Source organism: Amycolatopsis saalfeldensis (assembly GCF_900110575.1).
Taxonomy (GTDB): domain Bacteria; phylum Actinomycetota; class Actinomycetes; order Mycobacteriales; family Pseudonocardiaceae; genus Amycolatopsis; species Amycolatopsis saalfeldensis.
This window is the reverse complement of record NZ_FOEF01000034.1, coordinates 39,940-58,832: the sequence shown is the minus strand read 5'-3', so window position 1 is coordinate 58,832 and position 18,893 is coordinate 39,940. Positions and strand designations below refer to the sequence as shown.

General features: G+C 67.3%; 19 protein-coding genes. All 19 read left to right on the top strand.

Annotation, left to right across the window (positions count from 1 at the left end):
• Positions 1 to 79 precede the first annotated feature (79 nt).
• Complete coding sequence (locus BMY97_RS42780) at positions 80 to 424, top strand: hypothetical protein (RefSeq protein ID WP_091629011.1); 345 nt, start codon at positions 80 to 82, stop codon at positions 422 to 424.
• Between the two features lie 38 nt (positions 425 to 462).
• Complete coding sequence (locus BMY97_RS42775; RefSeq protein ID WP_091629010.1) at positions 463 to 1,422, top strand: hypothetical protein; 960 nt, start codon at positions 463 to 465, stop codon at positions 1,420 to 1,422.
• Entirely contained in the window at positions 1,419 to 1,733 is a 315-nt protein-coding gene (locus BMY97_RS42770; RefSeq protein ID WP_177231821.1) for a CBU_0592 family membrane protein, read from the top strand. The genes BMY97_RS42775 and BMY97_RS42770 overlap by 4 nt, the downstream gene beginning before the upstream one ends.
• Positions 1,730 to 2,014: a hypothetical protein gene (locus BMY97_RS42765; RefSeq protein ID WP_091629008.1), complete on the top strand. Its 285-nt coding sequence runs from the start codon at positions 1,730 to 1,732 to the stop codon at positions 2,012 to 2,014. Before BMY97_RS42770 ends, BMY97_RS42765 begins: the two co-directional genes overlap by 4 nt.
• Positions 2,015 to 2,052: 38 nt before the next feature.
• Entirely contained in the window at positions 2,053 to 2,568 is a 516-nt protein-coding gene (locus tag BMY97_RS42760; protein ID WP_143086491.1) for a cupin domain-containing protein, read from the top strand.
• Positions 2,569 to 2,573: 5 nt separating this feature from the next.
• Positions 2,574 to 3,638, top strand: a complete 1,065-nt coding sequence (locus tag BMY97_RS42755) for an aminotransferase class I/II-fold pyridoxal phosphate-dependent enzyme (RefSeq protein ID WP_245787788.1) — start codon at positions 2,574 to 2,576, stop codon at positions 3,636 to 3,638.
• 227 nt (positions 3,639 to 3,865) lie between these two features.
• A complete protein-coding gene (locus BMY97_RS42750; RefSeq protein WP_143086490.1) occupies positions 3,866 to 4,960 on the top strand; it encodes a hypothetical protein in 1,095 nt (364 codons plus the stop codon).
• Positions 4,961 to 5,144: 184 nt separating this feature from the next.
• Positions 5,145 to 6,188: an alpha/beta hydrolase gene (locus BMY97_RS42745; RefSeq protein WP_177231820.1), complete on the top strand. Its 1,044-nt coding sequence runs from the start codon at positions 5,145 to 5,147 to the stop codon at positions 6,186 to 6,188.
• 26 nt (positions 6,189 to 6,214) lie between these two features.
• On the top strand, positions 6,215 to 6,829 hold the full coding sequence (locus BMY97_RS46625) for a hypothetical protein (protein WP_143086489.1): 615 nt from the start codon (positions 6,215 to 6,217) through the stop codon (positions 6,827 to 6,829).
• Positions 6,829 to 7,965: a C40 family peptidase gene (locus BMY97_RS49280; RefSeq protein ID WP_091628997.1), complete on the top strand. Its 1,137-nt coding sequence runs from the start codon at positions 6,829 to 6,831 to the stop codon at positions 7,963 to 7,965. The genes BMY97_RS46625 and BMY97_RS49280 overlap by 1 nt, the downstream gene beginning before the upstream one ends.
• Positions 7,966 to 8,102: 137 nt before the next feature.
• Positions 8,103 to 9,188, top strand: a complete 1,086-nt coding sequence (locus BMY97_RS42730; RefSeq protein WP_091628995.1) for a MinD/ParA family ATP-binding protein — start codon at positions 8,103 to 8,105, stop codon at positions 9,186 to 9,188.
• Positions 9,185 to 9,514: a hypothetical protein gene (locus BMY97_RS42725; RefSeq protein ID WP_091628994.1), complete on the top strand. Its 330-nt coding sequence runs from the start codon at positions 9,185 to 9,187 to the stop codon at positions 9,512 to 9,514. The genes BMY97_RS42730 and BMY97_RS42725 overlap by 4 nt, the downstream gene beginning before the upstream one ends.
• Before the next feature lie 66 nt (positions 9,515 to 9,580).
• Positions 9,581 to 10,216: a DUF8175 domain-containg protein gene (locus BMY97_RS42720; RefSeq protein ID WP_143086488.1), complete on the top strand. Its 636-nt coding sequence runs from the start codon at positions 9,581 to 9,583 to the stop codon at positions 10,214 to 10,216.
• 22 nt (positions 10,217 to 10,238) lie between these two features.
• Positions 10,239 to 12,449 carry an AI-2E family transporter gene (locus tag BMY97_RS42715; RefSeq protein ID WP_143086487.1) on the top strand — a complete coding sequence of 737 codons (2,211 nt, stop codon included), beginning with the start codon at positions 10,239 to 10,241 and terminating at the stop codon, positions 12,447 to 12,449.
• Positions 12,446 to 13,948, top strand: coding sequence for an SCO6880 family protein (locus BMY97_RS42710; protein WP_091628990.1), 1,503 nt, complete (start codon positions 12,446 to 12,448; stop codon positions 13,946 to 13,948). Before BMY97_RS42715 ends, BMY97_RS42710 begins: the two co-directional genes overlap by 4 nt.
• The gene (locus tag BMY97_RS42705) at positions 13,945 to 14,304 is read left to right on the top strand and encodes a WhiB family transcriptional regulator (protein ID WP_143086486.1); all 360 of its coding nucleotides are present in this window, start codon (positions 13,945 to 13,947) and stop codon (positions 14,302 to 14,304) included. The genes BMY97_RS42710 and BMY97_RS42705 overlap by 4 nt, the downstream gene beginning before the upstream one ends.
• A gap of 170 nt (positions 14,305 to 14,474) precedes the next feature.
• Entirely contained in the window at positions 14,475 to 15,782 is a 1,308-nt protein-coding gene (locus BMY97_RS42700; RefSeq protein WP_245787787.1) for an ATP-binding protein, read from the top strand.
• Positions 15,769 to 17,670: a type IV secretory system conjugative DNA transfer family protein gene (locus BMY97_RS42695; protein ID WP_091628988.1), complete on the top strand. Its 1,902-nt coding sequence runs from the start codon at positions 15,769 to 15,771 to the stop codon at positions 17,668 to 17,670. The genes BMY97_RS42700 and BMY97_RS42695 overlap by 14 nt, the downstream gene beginning before the upstream one ends.
• Positions 17,663 to 18,445 carry a hypothetical protein gene (locus tag BMY97_RS42690; RefSeq protein WP_091628986.1) on the top strand — a complete coding sequence of 261 codons (783 nt, stop codon included), beginning with the start codon at positions 17,663 to 17,665 and terminating at the stop codon, positions 18,443 to 18,445. The genes BMY97_RS42695 and BMY97_RS42690 overlap by 8 nt, the downstream gene beginning before the upstream one ends.
• Positions 18,446 to 18,893: the final 448 nt, after the last annotated feature.

The following is an 18,893-nucleotide window of genomic DNA, read 5'->3' as shown; positions in this document are numbered from 1 at the left end:
CGGGCCGGGACTTCCCCGCGGCCCGACCCCGCCAATTTCGCCCCCGAATCACCGGACACCACCAGGAAAGGAGCGCACCGTGCATCTCGCATGGTCGATCGGCACCGGCTTGGCTCTCAGTGTCGGCACCCTGTCCCTGGCTGCCGCCGGGCCGGCTGAGGCCAGCGACACGCCGGCCACCGTCGCGAGCGTCGCCTGCCGTGGCTTCAACTACGAGACCGTCATCGGCGACGGCGACGACGACGTACGCATCCGCACCTCGCCGAACACCGGCGCCGGAGTCGTCGGCTACGCCTACCGCAGCAACACCCTGTGCTGGGACGGCCCGCCGCGCAACGGCTTCAGCTACGGCAGCGTCTACGGCCCCTCGGGCCTGCGCGGAACCGGCTGGGTGTCTCGCACCTATCTGCGACCCGACGTCTGACGCACCCAATTTCCTTTGTGCTTCAACGAATACAGGAAGTGAACCTCTGCTGTGACCACCTCGACAACCAGTGCGCGGACCGGCGCGACCGGCACGCAGATCAGCTGCTGAGCCGCACCATGACCGCCGACCGCGCCGAAATCACCGCACCGCTCGCCCGTCGAGCGCGTGCCAGTCGGCGCGCCCGCACGACGTCGATGCGGCAACACCTGCAGGTCCTCGCGTACGGCTCATTCCGGCACGCACAGGGAAACCAGGCCGCGCAGGTGCACTTCGTCCAGGCCTACGTCCGGCTGCTGGAGCAGCAGGGGATCCCGTTCGAGTGGTCGGGCATGCGCGTGCTGGACACGATCGTCAGGCACCTCCGGCTGCCACACGGGCACGCCCACATCGACGACCCGGTGCTGGTTCACGCGCAGTTCGCGTTCTGGGCGCGCAACATCTGGGACGTCATCCGCTCCGTCTACCACGACGATCCTGCCCTGATTCCGGACCGGCGCCGCCTTGACCAGCGCGCCGCCGAGGTGGGCGGAACCCGTGAGATGACCAGCTTCCGCGACGACGAGCTTGGCACACTCGCTGCCGCGTTCGGCTTCTACCGTGCCCGCTCCAGTGCCCGGCTCTCCGCGACGGAGGTCGTGGACACCCACTTCGTGCCCGCGCTCCTGGACACCGAGCTCGGCTTCCAGGGCGAAGGAACCCGGTTCGTCCGCCGGCCACGCACCGACGACGGGGACGTGCACGAGAGCCGAATGCTCAGCCACTGCAGCAAATCCGCGCGCCGCTACCGGGACGGCCGCCCCGACGTCGTCAACCAGATCTACCGGGCCGTCTGCGTCCGGTTGGACCGCGCCACCGACGACACCGACCCGCTGACGTCGCGCTACCGAGACCTGATCGCGGCCTACAACCGCTGCCATCCCGGCTCGACCGTCGCCCGGCTGCACGTGCCGACAGACGACTTCCCCGAACGGCGCGCGGGCGGTGACCGCGGATGAGCATCGTCAGCCAGATCGTCCAGATCGGTGGCTCGGTCCTGCTGCTGGCCTCGTTCCTGCTCGCGCAGATCGGGACCCTGCACCAGAAGTCGCGGTTCTACCTCGCAATGAACTCCGCCGGATCCGCCGTGCTCGCGCTCGACGCGCTCGCCGAGCACCAGATCGGCTTCCTCTTGCTTGAAGGCGTCTGGTCCGCGGCGTCCGTGGTCGGCCTGCTGCGCGAATGCGCGCGCGGCGCCGATCCGGCCGCGACCGCGCCTTCCCCGAACCCCTCCGCACGACACACCCCCGCGAAAGGACCGATCTCATGATCACCACGAAGGCAACCGTCGCCGGCGTCCTGCTTCTTGGCGCCCTGGCCACCGGATCCGCGTTCGCCACCACCGCGGCCGCTGCAGCGGAGCCCCTGCCCACCCAGGGCGGCACCGCCGTCACGGTAGCGGCCCACCAGGAACCCGCCGGTACACAGATCACTGCAGTGCCCGTCGATCGGGAGCTGGCGGTGTCCCCGGACGGCACTCGGATCAACTTCGCGGTCCCCGGGACGCGAGAGGGCGTCGTCTCCCCCGACGGCACCCGCATCAACTTCTGAGCCTATCTGCACCCATTGCGGCCCTCACCACCAAGGGAATGACCAGCATGACTCAACAAATTCAGCGGACGCTGCAGAAGACCACCAACCCGATTCCAGATTTCACAATGGGACCACAGCGCCAGCAACTGGCCCCCGCAGTGCACTCCGGAGTAGCCCCGATCAAGACGCTGTCCTCCGGCGTCGTGCGCATGGCCTGCGGCCATCACGCCGTGCCGCACATCCACGAGTACGCCGAGATCACCGTGCTCGTCGTCAGCGGCATGGTCGCCAGTCTCGCCGGGGACCAACTGGAAGAGACCTTCCTGCATGCCCCCGGGTCCATCATGTACATCGGGCCGGGAGTGCCGCACATCGGCGTCAACCTTGCCCCGGACGCGGAGGCCACGGTCTTCGAGGTCCGCACCGATCGCGCGTTCAACGACGACGTGGTTCGCCTGCCCGAATTGGACGCGATCGCCGCGGCCCGGGTCGATCAGCTGCAGCGCGACTTCGCGCTCGGGATGCTCACCGATCAGCTCGACGCACCTACGGCGAGCACCGCGCTCTGGTGATCGAGATGACGACGGCTCCTGAACCGCGGTACGCGCGCGAGCGCCGGATTGGCGGCATCACCAGGCTGGCGGCCAACGAGCTGCCCGGTGATCCTCCGGCTCCGGTTCGCGCGGCGGTCCTGAACAACGCGAGGATCAACCGCTATCCCGATCCGGCCTACGCACCGCTGCACAACGCGCTGGCCGAGCAGCTGCGGACATCGAGCGAGCAGATCATGCTCGGTGCCGGCTCGTCCTCGGTCCTGCAGCGGCTGATCCGGGTCGTCTGTGCGCGGCCGGGCGACGCGGTGATGTGGGCGACGCCGGCGTTCGAGGCGTTCTCGATCTTCGCGCGTCAGGCCGGTGCCGTTGCGCAGCGGGTCCCGACGCAGGCGGACGGCTCGGTGGATCTCGAGGCGATGCTCGCGGCGGTCACAGCACACACACGGATGATCATCCTGGTCAATCCGCACAACCCGACCGGTGCTGTCGTGCACGGCGATGAGCTTCGCGGATTCCTGGACCGGGTCGGCGAGGGCGTCGTTGTCGTGCTGGACGAGGCGTATCGCGATTTCTGCGATGACCCTCGGGTCACTGACGGAGCTGAGCTTGCGCGGGCCCGCTGGTCAGCGGGGCACCACAACGTGGTCGTGGTGCGCACGTTCTCCAAGGCTTATGGGCTGGCCGGTCTGCGCGTGGGGTATGGCATCGCGCCGGCTGGGTTGGCTCGGCAGGTCCGCGATGCCGGGGTGCCGCGCGAGGTCGGGATCCAGGCCGAGATCGCAGCGGTCGCGGCGCTCAAGGCCCGCTCGGCGATGCGGGAGAACGTGGAACGCATCATCGGCGAACGTGCGCGTGTGCTGACCGAGTTGCGCAGGATCGGTTACGCCCCAGGGGATTCTCACGGCAACTTCGTCTGGCTTCCTCTCGCCGAGGATTCCGGTCGGTTTGCCGAGCACTGCTTCGCCGACGGTGTTCTCGTGCTCGATATCGCCGAGCGCGGAGTGCGCGTGAGCATCGGCCACCCCACCGACAACGACTGCTTCCTGCGCTCGGCCCACACCTGGGTCACCGGGCGGGTAGCTGTCTAGCCACACCGACTTCCCTCTGCATACCAGGAGAACTGATGAACACCAGCGGACCGCGGACACCCAGGCCACCATCCCGGCGTCGGGTTCGCCACCAGTTCCCCGCGACCTCGCGGACCGCGGCCAGGTTGCCGGCCGCGGAAGGCGTGACCCCCAGCTGAGCGGGAGCGGCGGCCCCCCGGCCGCTCCCGCTCACCTCCCGCCGTCTATCCACGTCAAGGAGTTGCCTCATGTCGGTTTCCGCGCCCGCCGCACCCGCACCACGCCAATGGACGACTCGTCCGATGGCCGTCCACCTCGTCGGCACCGCGCCGCTGGGCACCGGAGGGCATCCGCTCTCGACCATGCAGTGGCATCTCGACCACCAGCACGGGGTTCCCCTGACGGCCCTGCCCTTCGACGCCGACGACCGGTGGATCATCGACTGGCTCGAGGCCCGTGAACAGGTTCCCGGTCTGGTGAAGGTGCACTCAGGCGCGAGTCTGGGCTACGACGACCTGTCCTACTACGCGATCGGTGACGGGCACGTTCTTTCCCCCGCCGATGTCGCGCTGGGCCGGGTCGAGCAAACAGCCGAAGCGTTCGCCTCGCTCGAACAGCTACAGGATGGCAGCAACATCCCCGAGCGGTTGCAGGTCAGCATCCCGAACGCGCTCGATCTGGCGTTTTTCGTGTCCGGGTCGGTGGAGGCTTCCGCGGAGTGGATCGGCGACATGCAGGCCATGCTCGTCGGCGAGATCGCCGAACTCGCTGGCCGCTGGGGCGATCGTGTTCAGCTGCAGCTGGAAAGCCCGGCGATTCTGCTGGCTTACCACCGCACGCCACGCGAGGACTGGCCGTTGCTGACCGGAGAGCTCACCGGGCAGGTCGCGGCGACCTTGGCCGCGGCGCCGTCGGCGAAGTGGGTGCTGCACCTGTGCTATGGCGACCTCGAGCACGAGCCACTGTTCGAGCCGAGCGACCTGACCGCTCCGGTGACGTTCCTCAACGCGCTCGCCGACCTGCTGGACACGCGGGGAGTTCCGATGCCGCTGGTGCACCTTCCGATCGCGCACGGCAGCGCGGCTCCCGCTACAGACCCGGCGTTCTATGCCGCGTTGCGTGAGCTCCGCCGCGGAGTGGAGGTCATCGCGGGCGTGGTGGACGAGAGCCACCCGGAGGCAACGCGGCTCGCCTTCGCGCTGCTGATCGACGCTCTCGGCGGCCCGGTGACAGCGCTGGGTGCGTCCTGCGGACTTGGGAGGCGATCAGCCGTCGCGGGCGCCGCGAACACCGCACTCGCCTCCAGTGTCGCGCGTGCCTGGACCACAACCTCAGCGCGATGACCGGCTGCGAGACCTGAATCGCTCGACCATCCCCGACATACGTCCACACAGGACAGTGGGGGTGCTTTCGTTACTAGTAGGGGGAGATTTCATGAGGGGACGACACGCACGAAGCCCTGAACAGCCACGAATGGCACTGCCCGAGCCGGGCACGGGGACACATCGGCGAGGCCGGCATCGCGCCGTGCGCCGCACATTCGGCACGGCAGTGGCGGGCCTGTTGGCCGCGGTAGCGACGATCCTGGCCGGGCCGGGGCCGTCCGCGTCGGCCGCGTCGCAGATCCGTTCGTGCACCGAGCTGGACATCCCGGTGACGAGCGGGCTGCTGGCCGAGACGATGCACGCGACGCTCTGCCCTCCTGCCGGCAGCCACGTCGGCGCGCCGTTGCAGGTGCTTGTCGCCGGCGGCACCTACAACCGGAACTACTGGTCCGGACTAGGACTGGACGCCTACTCCTACAGTGCGCGAGCTAACGCTGCGGGCTTCGCCACGCTGGCTGTGGACCGGATTGGCACCGGGGCCAGTTCACACCCGCTCAGCATCCTGGTCACCGCCGGTGTGCAGGCAGAAGCACTGCATCAGGTCGTGGCCCGTGCGCGCTCCGGCGCGCTGGACGGCCAGCAGCACGATCAGGTCGCGCTCGTCGGGCACTCGCTGGGCAGCATGGCCTCGGTCATCGCGGCTGCGCGGCACCCGCACGACGTCGACGCGGTGATCCTGACCGGCTACAGCCACCGCATCGCACCTGATCAGCTGCTCACCTCGCTGACCAGCATGCACCCGGCCGCGCTGGAAGGCCACGCACTGGACCCCGGCTACCTCACCACCGTCCCCGGCGTCCGCGCCGGACTGTTCCACGCCGCCGACGACGTAGACCCCGCCATCCTCGCCGCCGACGAGGCCACCAAGGACGCTGCCTCGGCAACCGAGCTGCCAGACGGCGCGCTGCTCGGGCTGACTCCAGCCACCTCACGCGCGATCACCGCACCGGTGCTGGAAGCCAACGGCGGTCAGGACGCCTGGGCATGCACGGCAGTCGACTGCACGAGCGCGGACACGCTCCGCGCAGCGGAGCAGCCCAACTTCACCGCGCCGCTCACCACCTACGTGCAGGCGAAGTCCGGGCACTGCCTGGCCTTGGCGACCGACGGTGACCAGTTCGCCGACTATGCCTCCGAGTGGTTGCACCATGTGCTGGTCGCCGGCGTCGGCGGGAGTAGGTCGTGACGCGCTCGGCCACGATGCTCATCTTCGTGACGCTGGTGGTCGCGGCGATCAGCGTCGGGTGTTCCGGCCCCGGGTCCGACGGCTCGCCGACAGCAACGCCGGCCACGCCGGATGCGGGCACGACATCGGCGACGGTGCCGGCCTCCGGGCAGTTCACGCTGCCCACGGCAGCACCAGTCACACCGACGTCGGGAGCCGGTGCTCCCTCAGGGATTCCCGCGCCCGCCCCCGCACCTGAGCCAACGCCCGCGCTTTACGCCGACCCGGTAGCGGTGGCGCGGGCGTGGATGGGGCAGTTCTGTGAGACCTCGTTCGAGGAGCCGATCAACGCGAACCTGACCCGAGCCGGCGTGTACGCCACGGGCGCGGGAACAGCCGCCGACACCGAGCGCGGTGATACCCCGGACACCTATCAGCAGATGCGCGAGCAGAAGCTGACCACCCGCTGCGACCAGGTCGAGGCACAGGTCAACCCGGACGCCCCGGCCACGCCGGACATGGTCTACGTCGAGGTCTCGGCAACCAGTACGCAGCTGGCCGCAGGGCTGCCGTTCCAGACTTCGCCGGTCATCAGCACTCGACGTGTCGTACGTGGCGGCGATGGACGTTGGCTGGTAGACGTCGCCGTGGACGCCGGCTGATGAAGGTCGTGCTGCTCATCTCCGGCGCTGTTGTCGCCCTGGTCGTCGCGTTCGTGCTGGCGTTGGGCGGTGACCGCGCCGAGGCCTCTGTTCCCGGGCCGCCGACGTGTTCGGTTCCCGCGGCGGCCCCGGCGGCCCCGGCCCCTCCGGGCGGCAACACCTTCGGCGGAATAACGCTGTCTCCGATACAGATCGACACCGCGCAGAAGGTCATCGGCGTGGCAAAGGCAAAGAAGATCACCAGGCGCGGCGCGACGATCTCGATCCAGACGGCCATGCAGGAGTCGAAGCTCGATCCGCAGAACGACTCTGGTCGCGCATTGGGGCCTTTTCAGCAGATCGCGCCGGGGCCGTACCGGGCCTACGTCGGCTACGACCCGCATGACCCAGCGGCCTCGGCCGGCGGTTTCTTCACCGTGCTGACCACGCAGGTCCCCGGTTACGACCAGGATCCTCGGCCCAACCAGGACCTCGCGCAGGCTGTGCAGCGCAGCGGGGCCGGCGCGCAGAAGTACACGCAGTGGCAGGGGTTCGCCGAGGCGATCACTGGCGCGCTCTACGACGGCTCCGGGCCGCCGCTCAAGTGCGCCGACCAGTCGGTGAAGGGTCCGATCGCGGTGTCGATCCGCGGCAACGAGGTGACGCTGCCTCCGCAGGCCGGGGTGGCGGGGGTGATCACCGCGTCGTCTCCGCAGGTCGCGAAAGCGATCGGATCGGGGCTGGCGTGGCTAGGAACTCCGTATGCCTGGGGCGGCGGAAATGCCAACGGCCCTACCAAAGGAATCAGCGACGGCGGAGGCGCTGCCGATAAACACGGCGATTTCAACAAGGTCGGATTCGACTGCGCCGGATTGACATTTTATTCGTATGCCCAGGCCGGGGTGATGCTGACGAAGCCGTCAGCTACGCAGCTGACTAACGCGAAGACCGTCGTGTCGTTCGCGCAGGCGCAGCCTGGGGATTTGTTGTTCTGGGGCAGGCATCACGTCGCCATGTACCTGGGGATTGCAGGGGGAAACCAGATGATGCTGGAGGCGCCGCAAAGCGGCGATGTTGTGAAAGTGTCGAAAGTGCGTAAGGGCGGAGATTTCCGCAATGTCGCCGCCCGGCCGATTTCGGGGGCGGTGAACGACTAGTGCAACCTGGCGACACTTCTGGATATGGGGCCGAGGCTCCATTGGACCTTACTCGTGCACCTGGGCCTGCGCCGCACAACCACGTGCCGACCGGACAGCCGCAGCAGCCCGGACCGCCACCAGTCGACGGAACCGCGTTGCTGTCGGCGCCGCCGTCGGTCATCACCGATCCGGCGAACTGGGGCTGGCGCGGCCGCGTCCGGCGACTGACCGGCGGCTTGATCAAGCCGAAGCCGGGGCAGGTGGAGGCCCGGCACCGGCTGGCCGAGGTCGCGGTCCGCCAGTACATCGGCGGTGCGCGGCTGGTGATGGTCGCAAACCCCAAGGGCGGGTCCGGGGTGACCACGGCCGCGCTGATGCTGGCCCACACCCTCGCCACGCTGCGGGGCGGGAGCACGGTGGCGTGGGACAACAACGAGGCCAGGGGCACCCTGGCTGACCGCGCCGAGGTCACGACACCTCCGACGACGGTGTGGCATCTGCTGGGGGCGTTCGAGCGGCTGGCCGGGCCATCGGGGTCGGCCGGGGACATGAGCCATTACCTGCGCTCGCAGCCGAGCAGGGTTGATGTGCTCGCTTCCGACGTCGACGTCGCCCGTCGGGAACAGATCGGCGCTGGGGAGTGCGGCCGGTTGGGGTTACTGCTGTCGCGATTCTACCGGCTCACGGTGATGGACACCGGCAACAACCCGCGGGCCGGCAACTGGCTGTGGGCCGCGCACAGCGCGGACGTGCTGGTCGTGCCGATCACGCTGGAGGTCGACGTCGCGCAGACCGCCGCCTTCATGCTCGACTCGCTGGTCGCCCACGGTCTCAAGGATCTGGTCTCCGGCGCGGTCACCGTGATCCGCCCGGCCGTGACCGCGCCGGAGGCGCAGGTCCGGGCACAGCTGCTCGAGTACTTCGCCGCTCGAACCGCGCTGGTCGTCGAAGTCCCGTTCGACGACCAATTGGCCGGCGGGAAGCCGATGGTCTACGGCCGAATCAGCGAGGCGTCCAGGCGGGCTTGGGTCGCAGCGGCTGCCGCGGTGGCCGACCGGCTCGCCGCGGTGCACAGCACCCGGCCTGACCAGATGACGCCTCCGCCACCGCCTCAACACCGGCCTTCACCGCAGGCACAGTCCCGCGCTCCGGCGCCATCACCACAGCACAACACCGCTGATCAGGGGGGTGGGCAGGCGTCGGTCACGGCGCTGCCCGTCAGGAGGTCCCAAGCGCAATGACGATCCACTTCTTCGTACACACCGCCGCCGAGTTCCTGGCCGACGAGGCCAAGAACCCGTTCAACGGTGTCGTGCCGAACTTCAACCTGTTCGGCGTGCCTTTCACCCAGGCCTGGCAGAAAGTCCTGGCCGCGGTCTGGGGGATCTCCTTCGTGGTCGTCGCCTTCGGCGCGGTCCGCGCGGTCATCGAGCTGCAGCACGCCAAAAAGGGCGGCATGCAGTCCTCGGTGCTCGAACACACCGAAAGCGCCAAACGCAGTGGGCTGGCGCTGGGTGCGCTCGCCGCTCTAGGGATCATCTTCGGAGCAGTTGTCGCCCTCTTCTAGGAGATGATCATGAGTTACTACGCACCTCCCTCGACCGCCGGCCGCCGCTCGTCGCGGACCTGGCTGTTGATCGTCGCGACCATCGTGGCCCTGGCCGTGGGTCTGGTGGTCGGGCACTGGGTATTCCCGAGCTCGACGTCGTCGGCACCGCAGGCGACACAGCCGGGCGCCAGCACCGCACCGACCAGCGGCGCGGTGGGTGGACCGCACGGTCCGGCCAAGATCGTCCAGGGTGTCCCGTCGGGATACAGCCATGATCAGGCGGGCGCGGCTACCGCGGGAGTCAACGCCGTGCAGCTGGTTCTCAATATCGCTCACGGACAGGCCGACTCGGCGACCGCGAGCAAGACGTGGACGGCGTCCAACGCCGACGAGGCGGCGCGCAAGGTGCTGGCCACCGCGCCGGACGCCTCCAGCGACAACCAGACCAGCAAGGTCCCAGCATCAACGCGGGTAACCGCGTACTCCGACGCCTCGGCCACGGTGGAGATCTGGGTCTTGTCGGTCGGCTCGACCTCCGGCGTCGGTGGCACGACCGCGGCCGCCGACTGGAGCACCCACACCGTGCGGCTGACCTGGGAAAACGGGGACTGGAAGGTATCCAGCCTACGAGCGTCGAAGGGCCCGAAGCCCGGCGACGGCAGCCCGGCACCGGTGACCACGCCGCTGACCAACGGGCTTTACACCTATTACATCAATTAACGCATGACCGTTTGGGGGGAGAATGATCCGTCGCATTGCCGCACTGTTTCTCACAGTGCTGGCACTGCTAGCCTTTAATTCACCGGCAGCGCTGGCTGATCCTAGTCAGCCAGTAGGGAATGTCCCGCAGGGCTTTCCCGCCGAGTTGAAGAAGTTCGTGGCTGGCACACAGGAATTTAAAGACGGCCCTTGGTTTCACGATCCCTCGTGCATCGACAAGGGCGGCAACATCGGCATGTATATCAATGCCGTGATGCTCGACGAGCCACGCTTGATGTACTGGTCGACTCCCCCCGACCAGCGCATGGCGTTCTGGATCACCAACCCGCTGGATCCACCGAAAGACATCGACGTCAACAAGGAGCCGCCGACCCTGCCGAAGCTGTTCCCGTCCAGCAGCAAGGAGCGGGACGTCTACCTCATGCCCGTGGGGCGGGGTGGATGCGCCAACACGCTCCGGGAGTTCACGACTCCCGCCAACAACGCGTGGGGGTTTACCTGGGCCGCGGCGCCGGATCCGGCGACCGTCGAGGTGATGAAGACCGAGAGCGCCACCTACCCCGCGGATCTGCCGGTCGACAAGTTCACCAGCCCCTGCGGGGAGAAGAACTCCCCATATTGCGAAAAAGCATTCTTCACCGACTGCAGTAAAGTCGCAATGAACCCCGACAAGCTGGACATGTGCCAGCACTGGGATATGAGCGTCGCCCAATTGTTCTCCGGAATGGCGGCGTACATCGAGAACAACACCAGCTGGATCGACAAGGTTGGAGATTTCTTCGGGTTGGTCGGTGATGGTCTCGCCACGGCCGGGAAATGGGTCGTCGACGCGTTCGTCAGCATCGTGAAGTTCAACCTTCAAGTAGCAAAGTTCGTCGTGGATCCCGCGTCGGCCGTCGACGATCTGGCCAACTCTCTGCACGAGGCTGCGACCAGCTTTACGACCACGATCTTGCAAGGCCTGGCTAGCGTCGGGAATTTCGATCCGAGCGCGCCATGGTTCCTGGAGACCTACGCAGCCAGCACGGGGATCGGCGTCGTGGTCATGGCGTTCATGGCGATCCTGATGATCGCGCGCACAGCAAGCGGCGGCGGTAGCCGGGAAGACCTGCAGGAAAGCCTGTTCAAGCAGTTGCCTCTCGGGATGTTCCTCGCGGTGTTCTCCCCCGCGATCGGCGCGCTGCTGACCGAGATGGTGAGCGGATTGACCAACGGGATCGCGGCCTGGGACGCCGGCTATCTCAGCTCCGCGATGGCGAAGTTGGTGCTGATCGGGGGCGTCACGGTGACGTTGATCCCGGGCGGAGCTTTTATTGGGATCATCATTTTCCTGCTGATGATCATCGGGGCGTTTGCCGTCTTCGTCGGGCTGGCGATGCAGAGCATCGCGCTGCCGTTGTCCGCGGCGGTCGCAGGGATCGCCTGGGGTATGTGGGTGCACCCGAAGTGGAGGAAAAAGGCGCTGAAGGTGCCCTACATGTTCCTTGGGGTCCTGTTCGCCAAGCCCATGTTGTTTTTCCTGCTTGGGATCATCTTCGCGCTGATCGACGGCAACCTGAGCGTCCCGGCGATGAAGAGCGGCGGGCTCGCGTTGCTCTTCCAGCTGATCCTCGTCGCGGTCGCCTTGATCGTGGCCGGTCTCGCCCCGTTTTCCCTGCTGAAGTACTCACCTCTGCTGCCCACTGCGGAGGACAGTCACGATTCCCAGCCCAGCTCCGGGTTTGGCACCGCGTCCGTGGTCGGCGCAGGCCTGGCGGCTGCGGGAAACCGCGGCGGAGGTGGTGGAAAGGACGGTGGCGGCGGGTCCACCGGCGGCGGCAACCAGCACAGCATCCAGCAGAACTACGGACAGCAGCAACAGCAGAAGCCCCCGGGCGGTCAACCTCAGCAGGCCCGCACCAGCTCCCCCGTCGCGAACGCGCCAGGCAAGTCTGGCCCGGCCGGCGGGCCAGGCATGGCAGGCAAGCCCGGCGCGGGGCAGCAGCAGGTCGGCCGGACGGCGGCCACAGGAGCTCGTGGTGCGCCGATCGGCGCTGGAGTCGGTTCGGGCGGCGCGGTCGCGGGTACGACCGGCGGCCTGGCGAAGGCCGCGCAGGCCGGTGGTAAGGCGCTGGGCCCGTGGGCCGTGGCGGCGCAAGTCGCGGTGGCTGGCGCGAACAAGATCCGCTCTGCCGCGCACAACCGCCACGCGCCCGAGGTCGACGGCGAAGTGATCAGGGGTGATCAGCGATGAGGATCTCCGTGCTCGGCGGCGAGGTCAGCCGTCGCGGCCTGTTCGGGTCGCTGTCCCGTCCGGCTTATGTGTTACTGGGTTTCACGGTCATCGGCTCGTTCATCCTGTTCCTCGGGGTAGGCGGGATGACCGGCGCGGTCGGCGGGTTCGTGCTGTTGTTCACGATGTACGGTCTGGTCAATCCCTGGTCGAGGCGCCGTTCGATAGTGGAGAACTGGCTGTGGGCGTTGCGGTGGCGAGCTCGTCGGCGGCGAGGGCACACGGTGTTCGACGCGCCGGCGTCGGTGCGCGATCAGGATCCGGACCAGGTTGCCGGTCCGCTGTGGGAACTCCCGGTCCCGCTGGGCAGAGTGGAGCCACTGGATCTCGCCGGCACCGAGCACGAGCAGATGTTCCTGCTGCACCACCACAATCCGGGCGAACGCGCGTACCTATCGGCAGTGATGGAGGTCCAGGGACAGGCCTCCGGCCTGCGGACTGATCGAGCCTACGACTCGGTCTCCATCCGGTACGGCGTGTTGCTGGCACAGCTGGGCAAGGCAGGGTCGTTCATCCGTGGGCTCCAGCAGATCAACCGGATCGTGCCTCACGACCCGGTGCCGCACCGGACCTTCGTGTCCCAGCGAGTGTCTCGGCGTCCAGGGCTGGATGAGGTCATCGCCTCATATGAGGACCTGATTGACCTTACGGCCGTGTCGGCCGAGCAGCACCGGAACTTCCTGATCGCGCGGATCCCGTTGACGCCGGAGTTCTATGAGGAGTCTCAGTCGCATGGCAACGGCGTCAGTGGCTGGGCGGGACTTGTGCGCGAGGAGCTTGCACGGATGGCGGACCTGGCCTCTCGCGCGGAGCTGAGCCGGCCGCAGGTGCTCGGTGAGCAGCGCACCTGCGCGGTCTTGCGGTCGCTGCAGGATCCGAGGTGGCCAATCGATCAGCATGAAGGTATGCGGTGGCAGGACTGCTGGCAGTCCTACGCCACTGAACTGGACCGGTTGGTGGTCAACGACTTCTGGCACACCCGTACGGCCTTCTTGCCGCGCGAGGGCATCGCGCCGGCGCAGCTGGGACCGCGGTGGCTGTCCCCGCTGTTGACCACGGTCAACCCGTCGGTGATCAGGACCCTGAGCGTCAGGATGGAGTTCATCCCGGACAAGGTCGCACGGGCCCGCGCGGTCGTCGACGTCGCCCAGGACGGTGCGTCGATGCAAGGCTCCGAGCAGAAGAACAAGATCGATGACGGCACTGACGCGGTCATGTTGTCCGCGTCGGCACGTCGGCTGTACGACCTGGCGCCCGGATCGGGCCACCAGGGAGTGGACTGGTCGATGGCGATTTCGGTGACAGCGTCGGACCCCGGCGAGCTGCGACGTGCCTGCATGCGTGTGGCGAACGAGGCCGCTCAGTCCGCGCTGACCGATCTGGACTGGCAGGACACCCAGCACGACGTCGCTGTGCTGTCGACCTACCCGCTCGCGCGGGGAATGGCGGTGGGGCGATGAGGGGCCCGACGGCACTGCACCACGACCTGCTCACCTCGGTAGCTGAGTACGCCGGCGCCGACTGGCGGTGGTTGCAACTCGAGGTCGAGAACTCTCCAAACCGCGCGTGTCGCGAGATGGACATCCAGGAGTTCTTCCCGGCCGATGGCGCTCGTTTCTTCGGCCAAGCGCTGCAGAACGAGCGAGATCGGGTCGCCGCGCTCTGCCACAGCTGTCCCGTGCGCCGTGAGTGCCTAGCGGGAGCGTTGCTGCGGGGCGAAACCTACGGCAGCTGGGGCGGGGTAGCCCAGCCGGATTACCAGATTCTGCAACGCATGTGGCGTGAACAGGCACTATCGCGGAAGGGGGCAGCGTGATGACGACACAGTCTCCGGCTTCCCGTCCGACGGTTCGACGAACGCCGCCGCCGGTCGGCTGGCGACCACCGGAACTCGCACCGCCACCTCGCGACCTAGAGTTCCTGCCCGCGCCGCGTCGGCGACGGTGGCTGGACCGGTGGGGCTGGTACGAGCCGCGGGTAGACCCGATGCACAGCACGACACGGCAGGCTGAAGCCCTCAACCTGGCGTTGTCCTCTCCCCCGACCAGCTATCGGGGCCTGATCGTCGGCACGGATCTGCTGTCCGGCCAGCTGGTGACCCACGACCCGTTCGTCGCGTACGAAGACAAAGCCATCAGTTCGGTCAACGCCGCGGTCATCGGCGACGTCGGCAAGGGCAAGTCCTCGTTGCTCAAGACGTGGGCGTGCACACGGCAGCTGTTGCTAGACGACCGGCGCGTCGTGGTGCTCGATAAGAAGCTGCAGGGCGGGGTCGGCGAGTACACCGCGCTGGCGCGGTTCCTCGGCTCGCCATCGATCCGGTTCACCACCGACGGCAAGGGCAGCAGGCTCAACCTGCTGGACCCGGTGATCGCGCTGGGCAGTGACCAGCCCGACGCTGCGGACGAGGATGCCGGGTCGGGGCTGTCCCGACCGACCGGGCAGATGATGTTGCTACGCGCGGTGCTGACCGAAGCCCTCGGGCGGCCGGTGTCTGAGCGGGAAGGCAAGGCACTGCGGCTGGCGCTGGTTGCGGCGACCCGTGGTGCCCGAGAGCGTGGTCGGGTGCCGGTGATCGGTGACATCGTCCACCACCTGCTCAACCCGTCCGCCGTCGATGCCGAAGCGCTCCACCGCCGAGTTCGTGAACTACAGGACTGGGGACTCGATCCGGCGTTCGCGCTGGAGCGGATGATTGAAGAGGACCTGGCCGGCCTCGTGGATGCCGAGACCAGCCCTGAAGTCCACCTCGACCACGACAGCGGTTTCACGCACTTCGATATCTCGGGTCTTCCGCTGGACGGGCCCGCGCTGCGCGTGGTCATGACGTTGATCAACACATGGCAGGCCAATATGTTGGCCGCCCGCTCGGAGCTGCACCAGCAGACGGTCAACGTGATCGAGGAAGGCTGGCACGTCGCCGAAGGCAGCGTCGGGGCGATCTTCCGCCGGAACACGAAGTTGTCCCGAGGTCTTGGGCTGGCCACGATCGCCGGGTTCCACCACATCTCCGACCTGCCGGTGGATTCGCCGGCGCGAAGTTTGCTACAGGAAGCCGAGACGATCTTCATCTACGGCCAGGGAAGCCTTGATGACGCCCTGGCCTGCGTAGAGCTGTACAACCTCCCGGCCGGAACAGAAGAAACGATCATGGCGCTGGAGCAAGGCACGTGCCTGCTCAAAGTGGGCAGCCGCGACCCGATCCTGCTTCGGCATGAACGAAGCCCACGGGAGATCGCGCTCACCGACACCGACACCGCGCTGACGGGGATGAGTCTTCGTGACGCAGCCTGATCAGCAACAACAGGCGGGGCCGCAGCCCTCGCCCCGACCAGTGATCGGCGTGTTCTACCCCTTGCTGCTGGCGCTGCTCCTCAGCACCGTGCTGGCCGCGATGCTCGGCGCGGCGTTGTCCGGGCTTCTCGGCGGCACGGGGTGGGCGTGGCCACCGCCGCGGGAACTGCCCCGGATTGTCGGGGGCTGGATCGCGACACCGAGAGATCCTGCATCGGCGTGGTCTGCGGATCCGCGTCCGGGCGCAACGGCATTGACCTACATCATGGTCGGCCTGGTGGCGCTGGGCGAAGCTGCCGCCTGGGCCTGGTTCTCGATATGGCGGCGCGCGGTGCGGCGGCGCCGTGCGGAGAAACGATCCGGGCTGGCACAGAAGTCCATAGTGGACCAACGGCTGGGGCAAAAGGCGATTGCAAAAGGCGCGGTGCGCCTACGGCCTTCGTTGGCCCAGGACAGCAAGATCGACCCTGATCAGGCGGGTGCTCGATTCGCAGTGCAGCGCGGCACTCGCAATCCGCTGTTCATCAGTCACGAGGACAGCAAGCTCGTCGTCGCGCCGGTCCGGATGGGTAAGACCGGCCGCCAGGCGGTGGGCGACATCATGCTGGCCGCAGGATCGGTCGCCGCGACGTCTACCAGGTTCGACCTACTCGAGCTGACCATCATGGAACGTCAGATGATGGGTCTGGTCATGGTGTTCGACCCGGAGGGCCGGACGCCATGGCCAAACAAGTTGCGGTGGTCTCCGATTTCGGGGTGCGAGGACTACGACACGGCGCTTCGGCGAGCCGTGGCGATCTGCTCGGCGCGGCCGATGAACGACACAAAAGGTGGCGGATATTTCGGCGGCAGCGCCGAAGGCGTGATGGCAGCGCTGCTGCACGCAGCGGCGCTAGCCAGCTTAGGTGTGGACGAGTTGCGGTTGTGGACGACCACGAAGTCACGCCGTCCGGAGCAAATCCTTGACACTTACCCGGACGCGGCCTTCGGCGTAGCCGCGGAACTGCGTGGCATCATCGACAGTGCGTCCAGCAGCAATGACTCGAGCGGTGCCGGGGCGATCTACTCCACGCTGGCACTGCTGCTGCGACCATTGGCCTCACCGAAAACCCGGGACGCATGCACTCCTCGCCCCGGGGAGGCCGAGCTGGACATCGATGCTTTCATCCGTTCCGGGCGAGACACGATATACCTCGTCAGTCGCGGGCGGAAAAACAGTGCCGCGCCCATCGTGAACTGCTTGATGGCTGAAATCTTGCACCGGGCCGAAGTCCTCAGCCAGTTCCCGACCAAGGAACAGATGGCATCGGAAAATTTCGCTGACGGAGACCTGCGGCTCGACCCTCCACTTAGGATTGTCATGGATGAGGCCGCGAACGTCACCCCTGTCGAAGACTTGGCTGCACGACTTGCCGACAGTGGAGGCAGAGGAATCGAGCTGTATGTCTTCGTGCAGTCGTTCGCTCAGCTTCGGCAACGATGGGGACCGGAACAGGCCATCGAAATTTGGGATAATGCCTCAGCAAAGCTGATCCTAGGCGGCTTGTCGAACTACCGTGACCTCGAGTCGATGTCACGGCTCTTGCAAGAACGCGCGATCGATCAGACCAGCGTGTCGACCGGGCCGGATCGCAGCCAGGTGTCGGTGTCGCAGCGCTACCAGAGTGCCTTGCCGGTCAACGAGATCCGTGAGCTGGTCGATGGTCAGGCGCTGTTGTTCTACCGCAACATGGCCGCCACGATTGTCGACTTGCCTGGCTGGTGGGAAACCCCGGATCTGGCCGAGCGTGTGCAACGCAGCAGGACCAGGACGCGGCAGCTGGTCGCCGCTTCCGGTGGGGTGCTGCCCGTCGAGCCCGACGAGGACGAGGAGCCCGGCGATGAGTAAGGATCCCCGACACGACTCCGAAAACGACGACGTGGATGGCTCTGCAGACCCCGGCGGCACCGAGCAGAATCCGAGTACCGAGAACGACCCCGAGGACGAGGAGCCGTTGCCGCTGCTGGCTCCGGAGCTTCTTCCCGAGGTGGTCACCGAGCTCGCGTCCACCAGCGAGCAGCACGAGCGCCAGCTCGGCAAGCTCGACGCGACCGTCAGTGCGTTGGATGGCACCGTCACCGAGCAGTCCGATGTCCTCGAACAACTGACGACGACGTTCGCCGCGTTCGAAGAAGGGCTGATCGAGAAAGTCAATCAGGCCAAGCCTTCCCGCTGGGCTTGGGGCTGGCTGACTCAGGACGAAGCGCGTGCACTGTGGGGCGAGACCCGCTGGTTTGTCGACTGGTTCATCGGCCGTTACCCGCTCACCAGCGCGGTCAGCATTCCGCCGTGCTGGTACCGGCACACCGTGGCGGTCGACGAGCTCTCCGACGTGTACGCCGCGTGGCGCGAGGCCTACTGCGGAACCTCGCGGCCCACGACGGCGATGATCGCGTGGCGCGACCGCTGGCTGTGGCCGGCCATCACCCGCCTGGCCGCTCACGCGAACTGGCGTGAATGCAAGGAAAACCGCCAGCACGTCGAGCCCTCTGCGCGACAGGACCTCACGGATCCGGATTTCGAGCAGTTCGTCGATGACGACATCGCCAAGCGGCCCGAGGTGCGCACCAAGGACATGCCCTGGCCCATCAAGACCGACAGCCCAGCGGGGAGAACAGCGTGACATCGCCATCAGCACTCGCACCCGACACCGACTGCGCGGGCCAGGCGGTCCCGTGGAGCGCGCTCGCGCTGTGCGGGGACCGGTACGGCCCGACTCCTCCGGATTCCGAGCATGACGGCTGGGTCTGCGCGGAGCCGGCCGGTCATCTACCTGGACGTGATCACCGGGCGGCCGACGGGACGACATGGTGATCATTGCCCTGGCCTACGTGGCCGGGCATCCCCGGCGCCTCCCCGGGGCATGCGTCGACGCGACCGTGACGGTCAGGCGCGCGGTCCCGCTCCCCGGCACCCGCGTTACTGCAAATGGATGACGAGGTGAGCGAAGGTCTAGGCAAAACCCCACGCAGTAACGTTACTGTAGGGGCGTTACTGGCGATGGTGATCGGGTGAACCACCCGACGACGGCTGGTGACCGGTACTGGCTCACAGGACGGGGAGGCGCGACC

Excerpts from the sequence above, each read along its gene's own strand:
- BMY97_RS42770 (WP_177231821.1), top strand. The coding sequence starts at position 1,419 with ATGAGCATCGTCAGCCAGATCGTCCAGATCGGTGGCTCGGTCCTGCTG.
- BMY97_RS42765 (WP_091629008.1), top strand. The coding sequence starts at position 1,730 with ATGATCACCACGAAGGCAACCGTCGCCGGCGTCCTGCTTCTTGGCGCC.
- BMY97_RS42760 (WP_143086491.1), top strand. The coding sequence starts at position 2,053 with ATGACCAGCATGACTCAACAAATTCAGCGGACGCTGCAGAAGACCACC.
- BMY97_RS42755 (WP_245787788.1), top strand. The coding sequence starts at position 2,574 with ATGACGACGGCTCCTGAACCGCGGTACGCGCGCGAGCGCCGGATTGGC.
- BMY97_RS42750 (WP_143086490.1), top strand. The coding sequence starts at position 3,866 with ATGTCGGTTTCCGCGCCCGCCGCACCCGCACCACGCCAATGGACGACT.
- BMY97_RS49280 (WP_091628997.1), top strand. The coding sequence starts at position 6,829 with ATGAAGGTCGTGCTGCTCATCTCCGGCGCTGTTGTCGCCCTGGTCGTC.
- BMY97_RS42725 (WP_091628994.1), top strand. The coding sequence starts at position 9,185 with ATGACGATCCACTTCTTCGTACACACCGCCGCCGAGTTCCTGGCCGAC.
- BMY97_RS42715 (WP_143086487.1), top strand. The coding sequence starts at position 10,239 with ATGATCCGTCGCATTGCCGCACTGTTTCTCACAGTGCTGGCACTGCTA.
- BMY97_RS42710 (WP_091628990.1), top strand. The coding sequence starts at position 12,446 with ATGAGGATCTCCGTGCTCGGCGGCGAGGTCAGCCGTCGCGGCCTGTTC.
- BMY97_RS42705 (WP_143086486.1), top strand. The coding sequence starts at position 13,945 with ATGAGGGGCCCGACGGCACTGCACCACGACCTGCTCACCTCGGTAGCT.
- BMY97_RS42700 (WP_245787787.1), top strand. The coding sequence starts at position 14,475 with ATGCACAGCACGACACGGCAGGCTGAAGCCCTCAACCTGGCGTTGTCC.
- BMY97_RS42690 (WP_091628986.1), top strand. The coding sequence starts at position 17,663 with ATGAGTAAGGATCCCCGACACGACTCCGAAAACGACGACGTGGATGGC.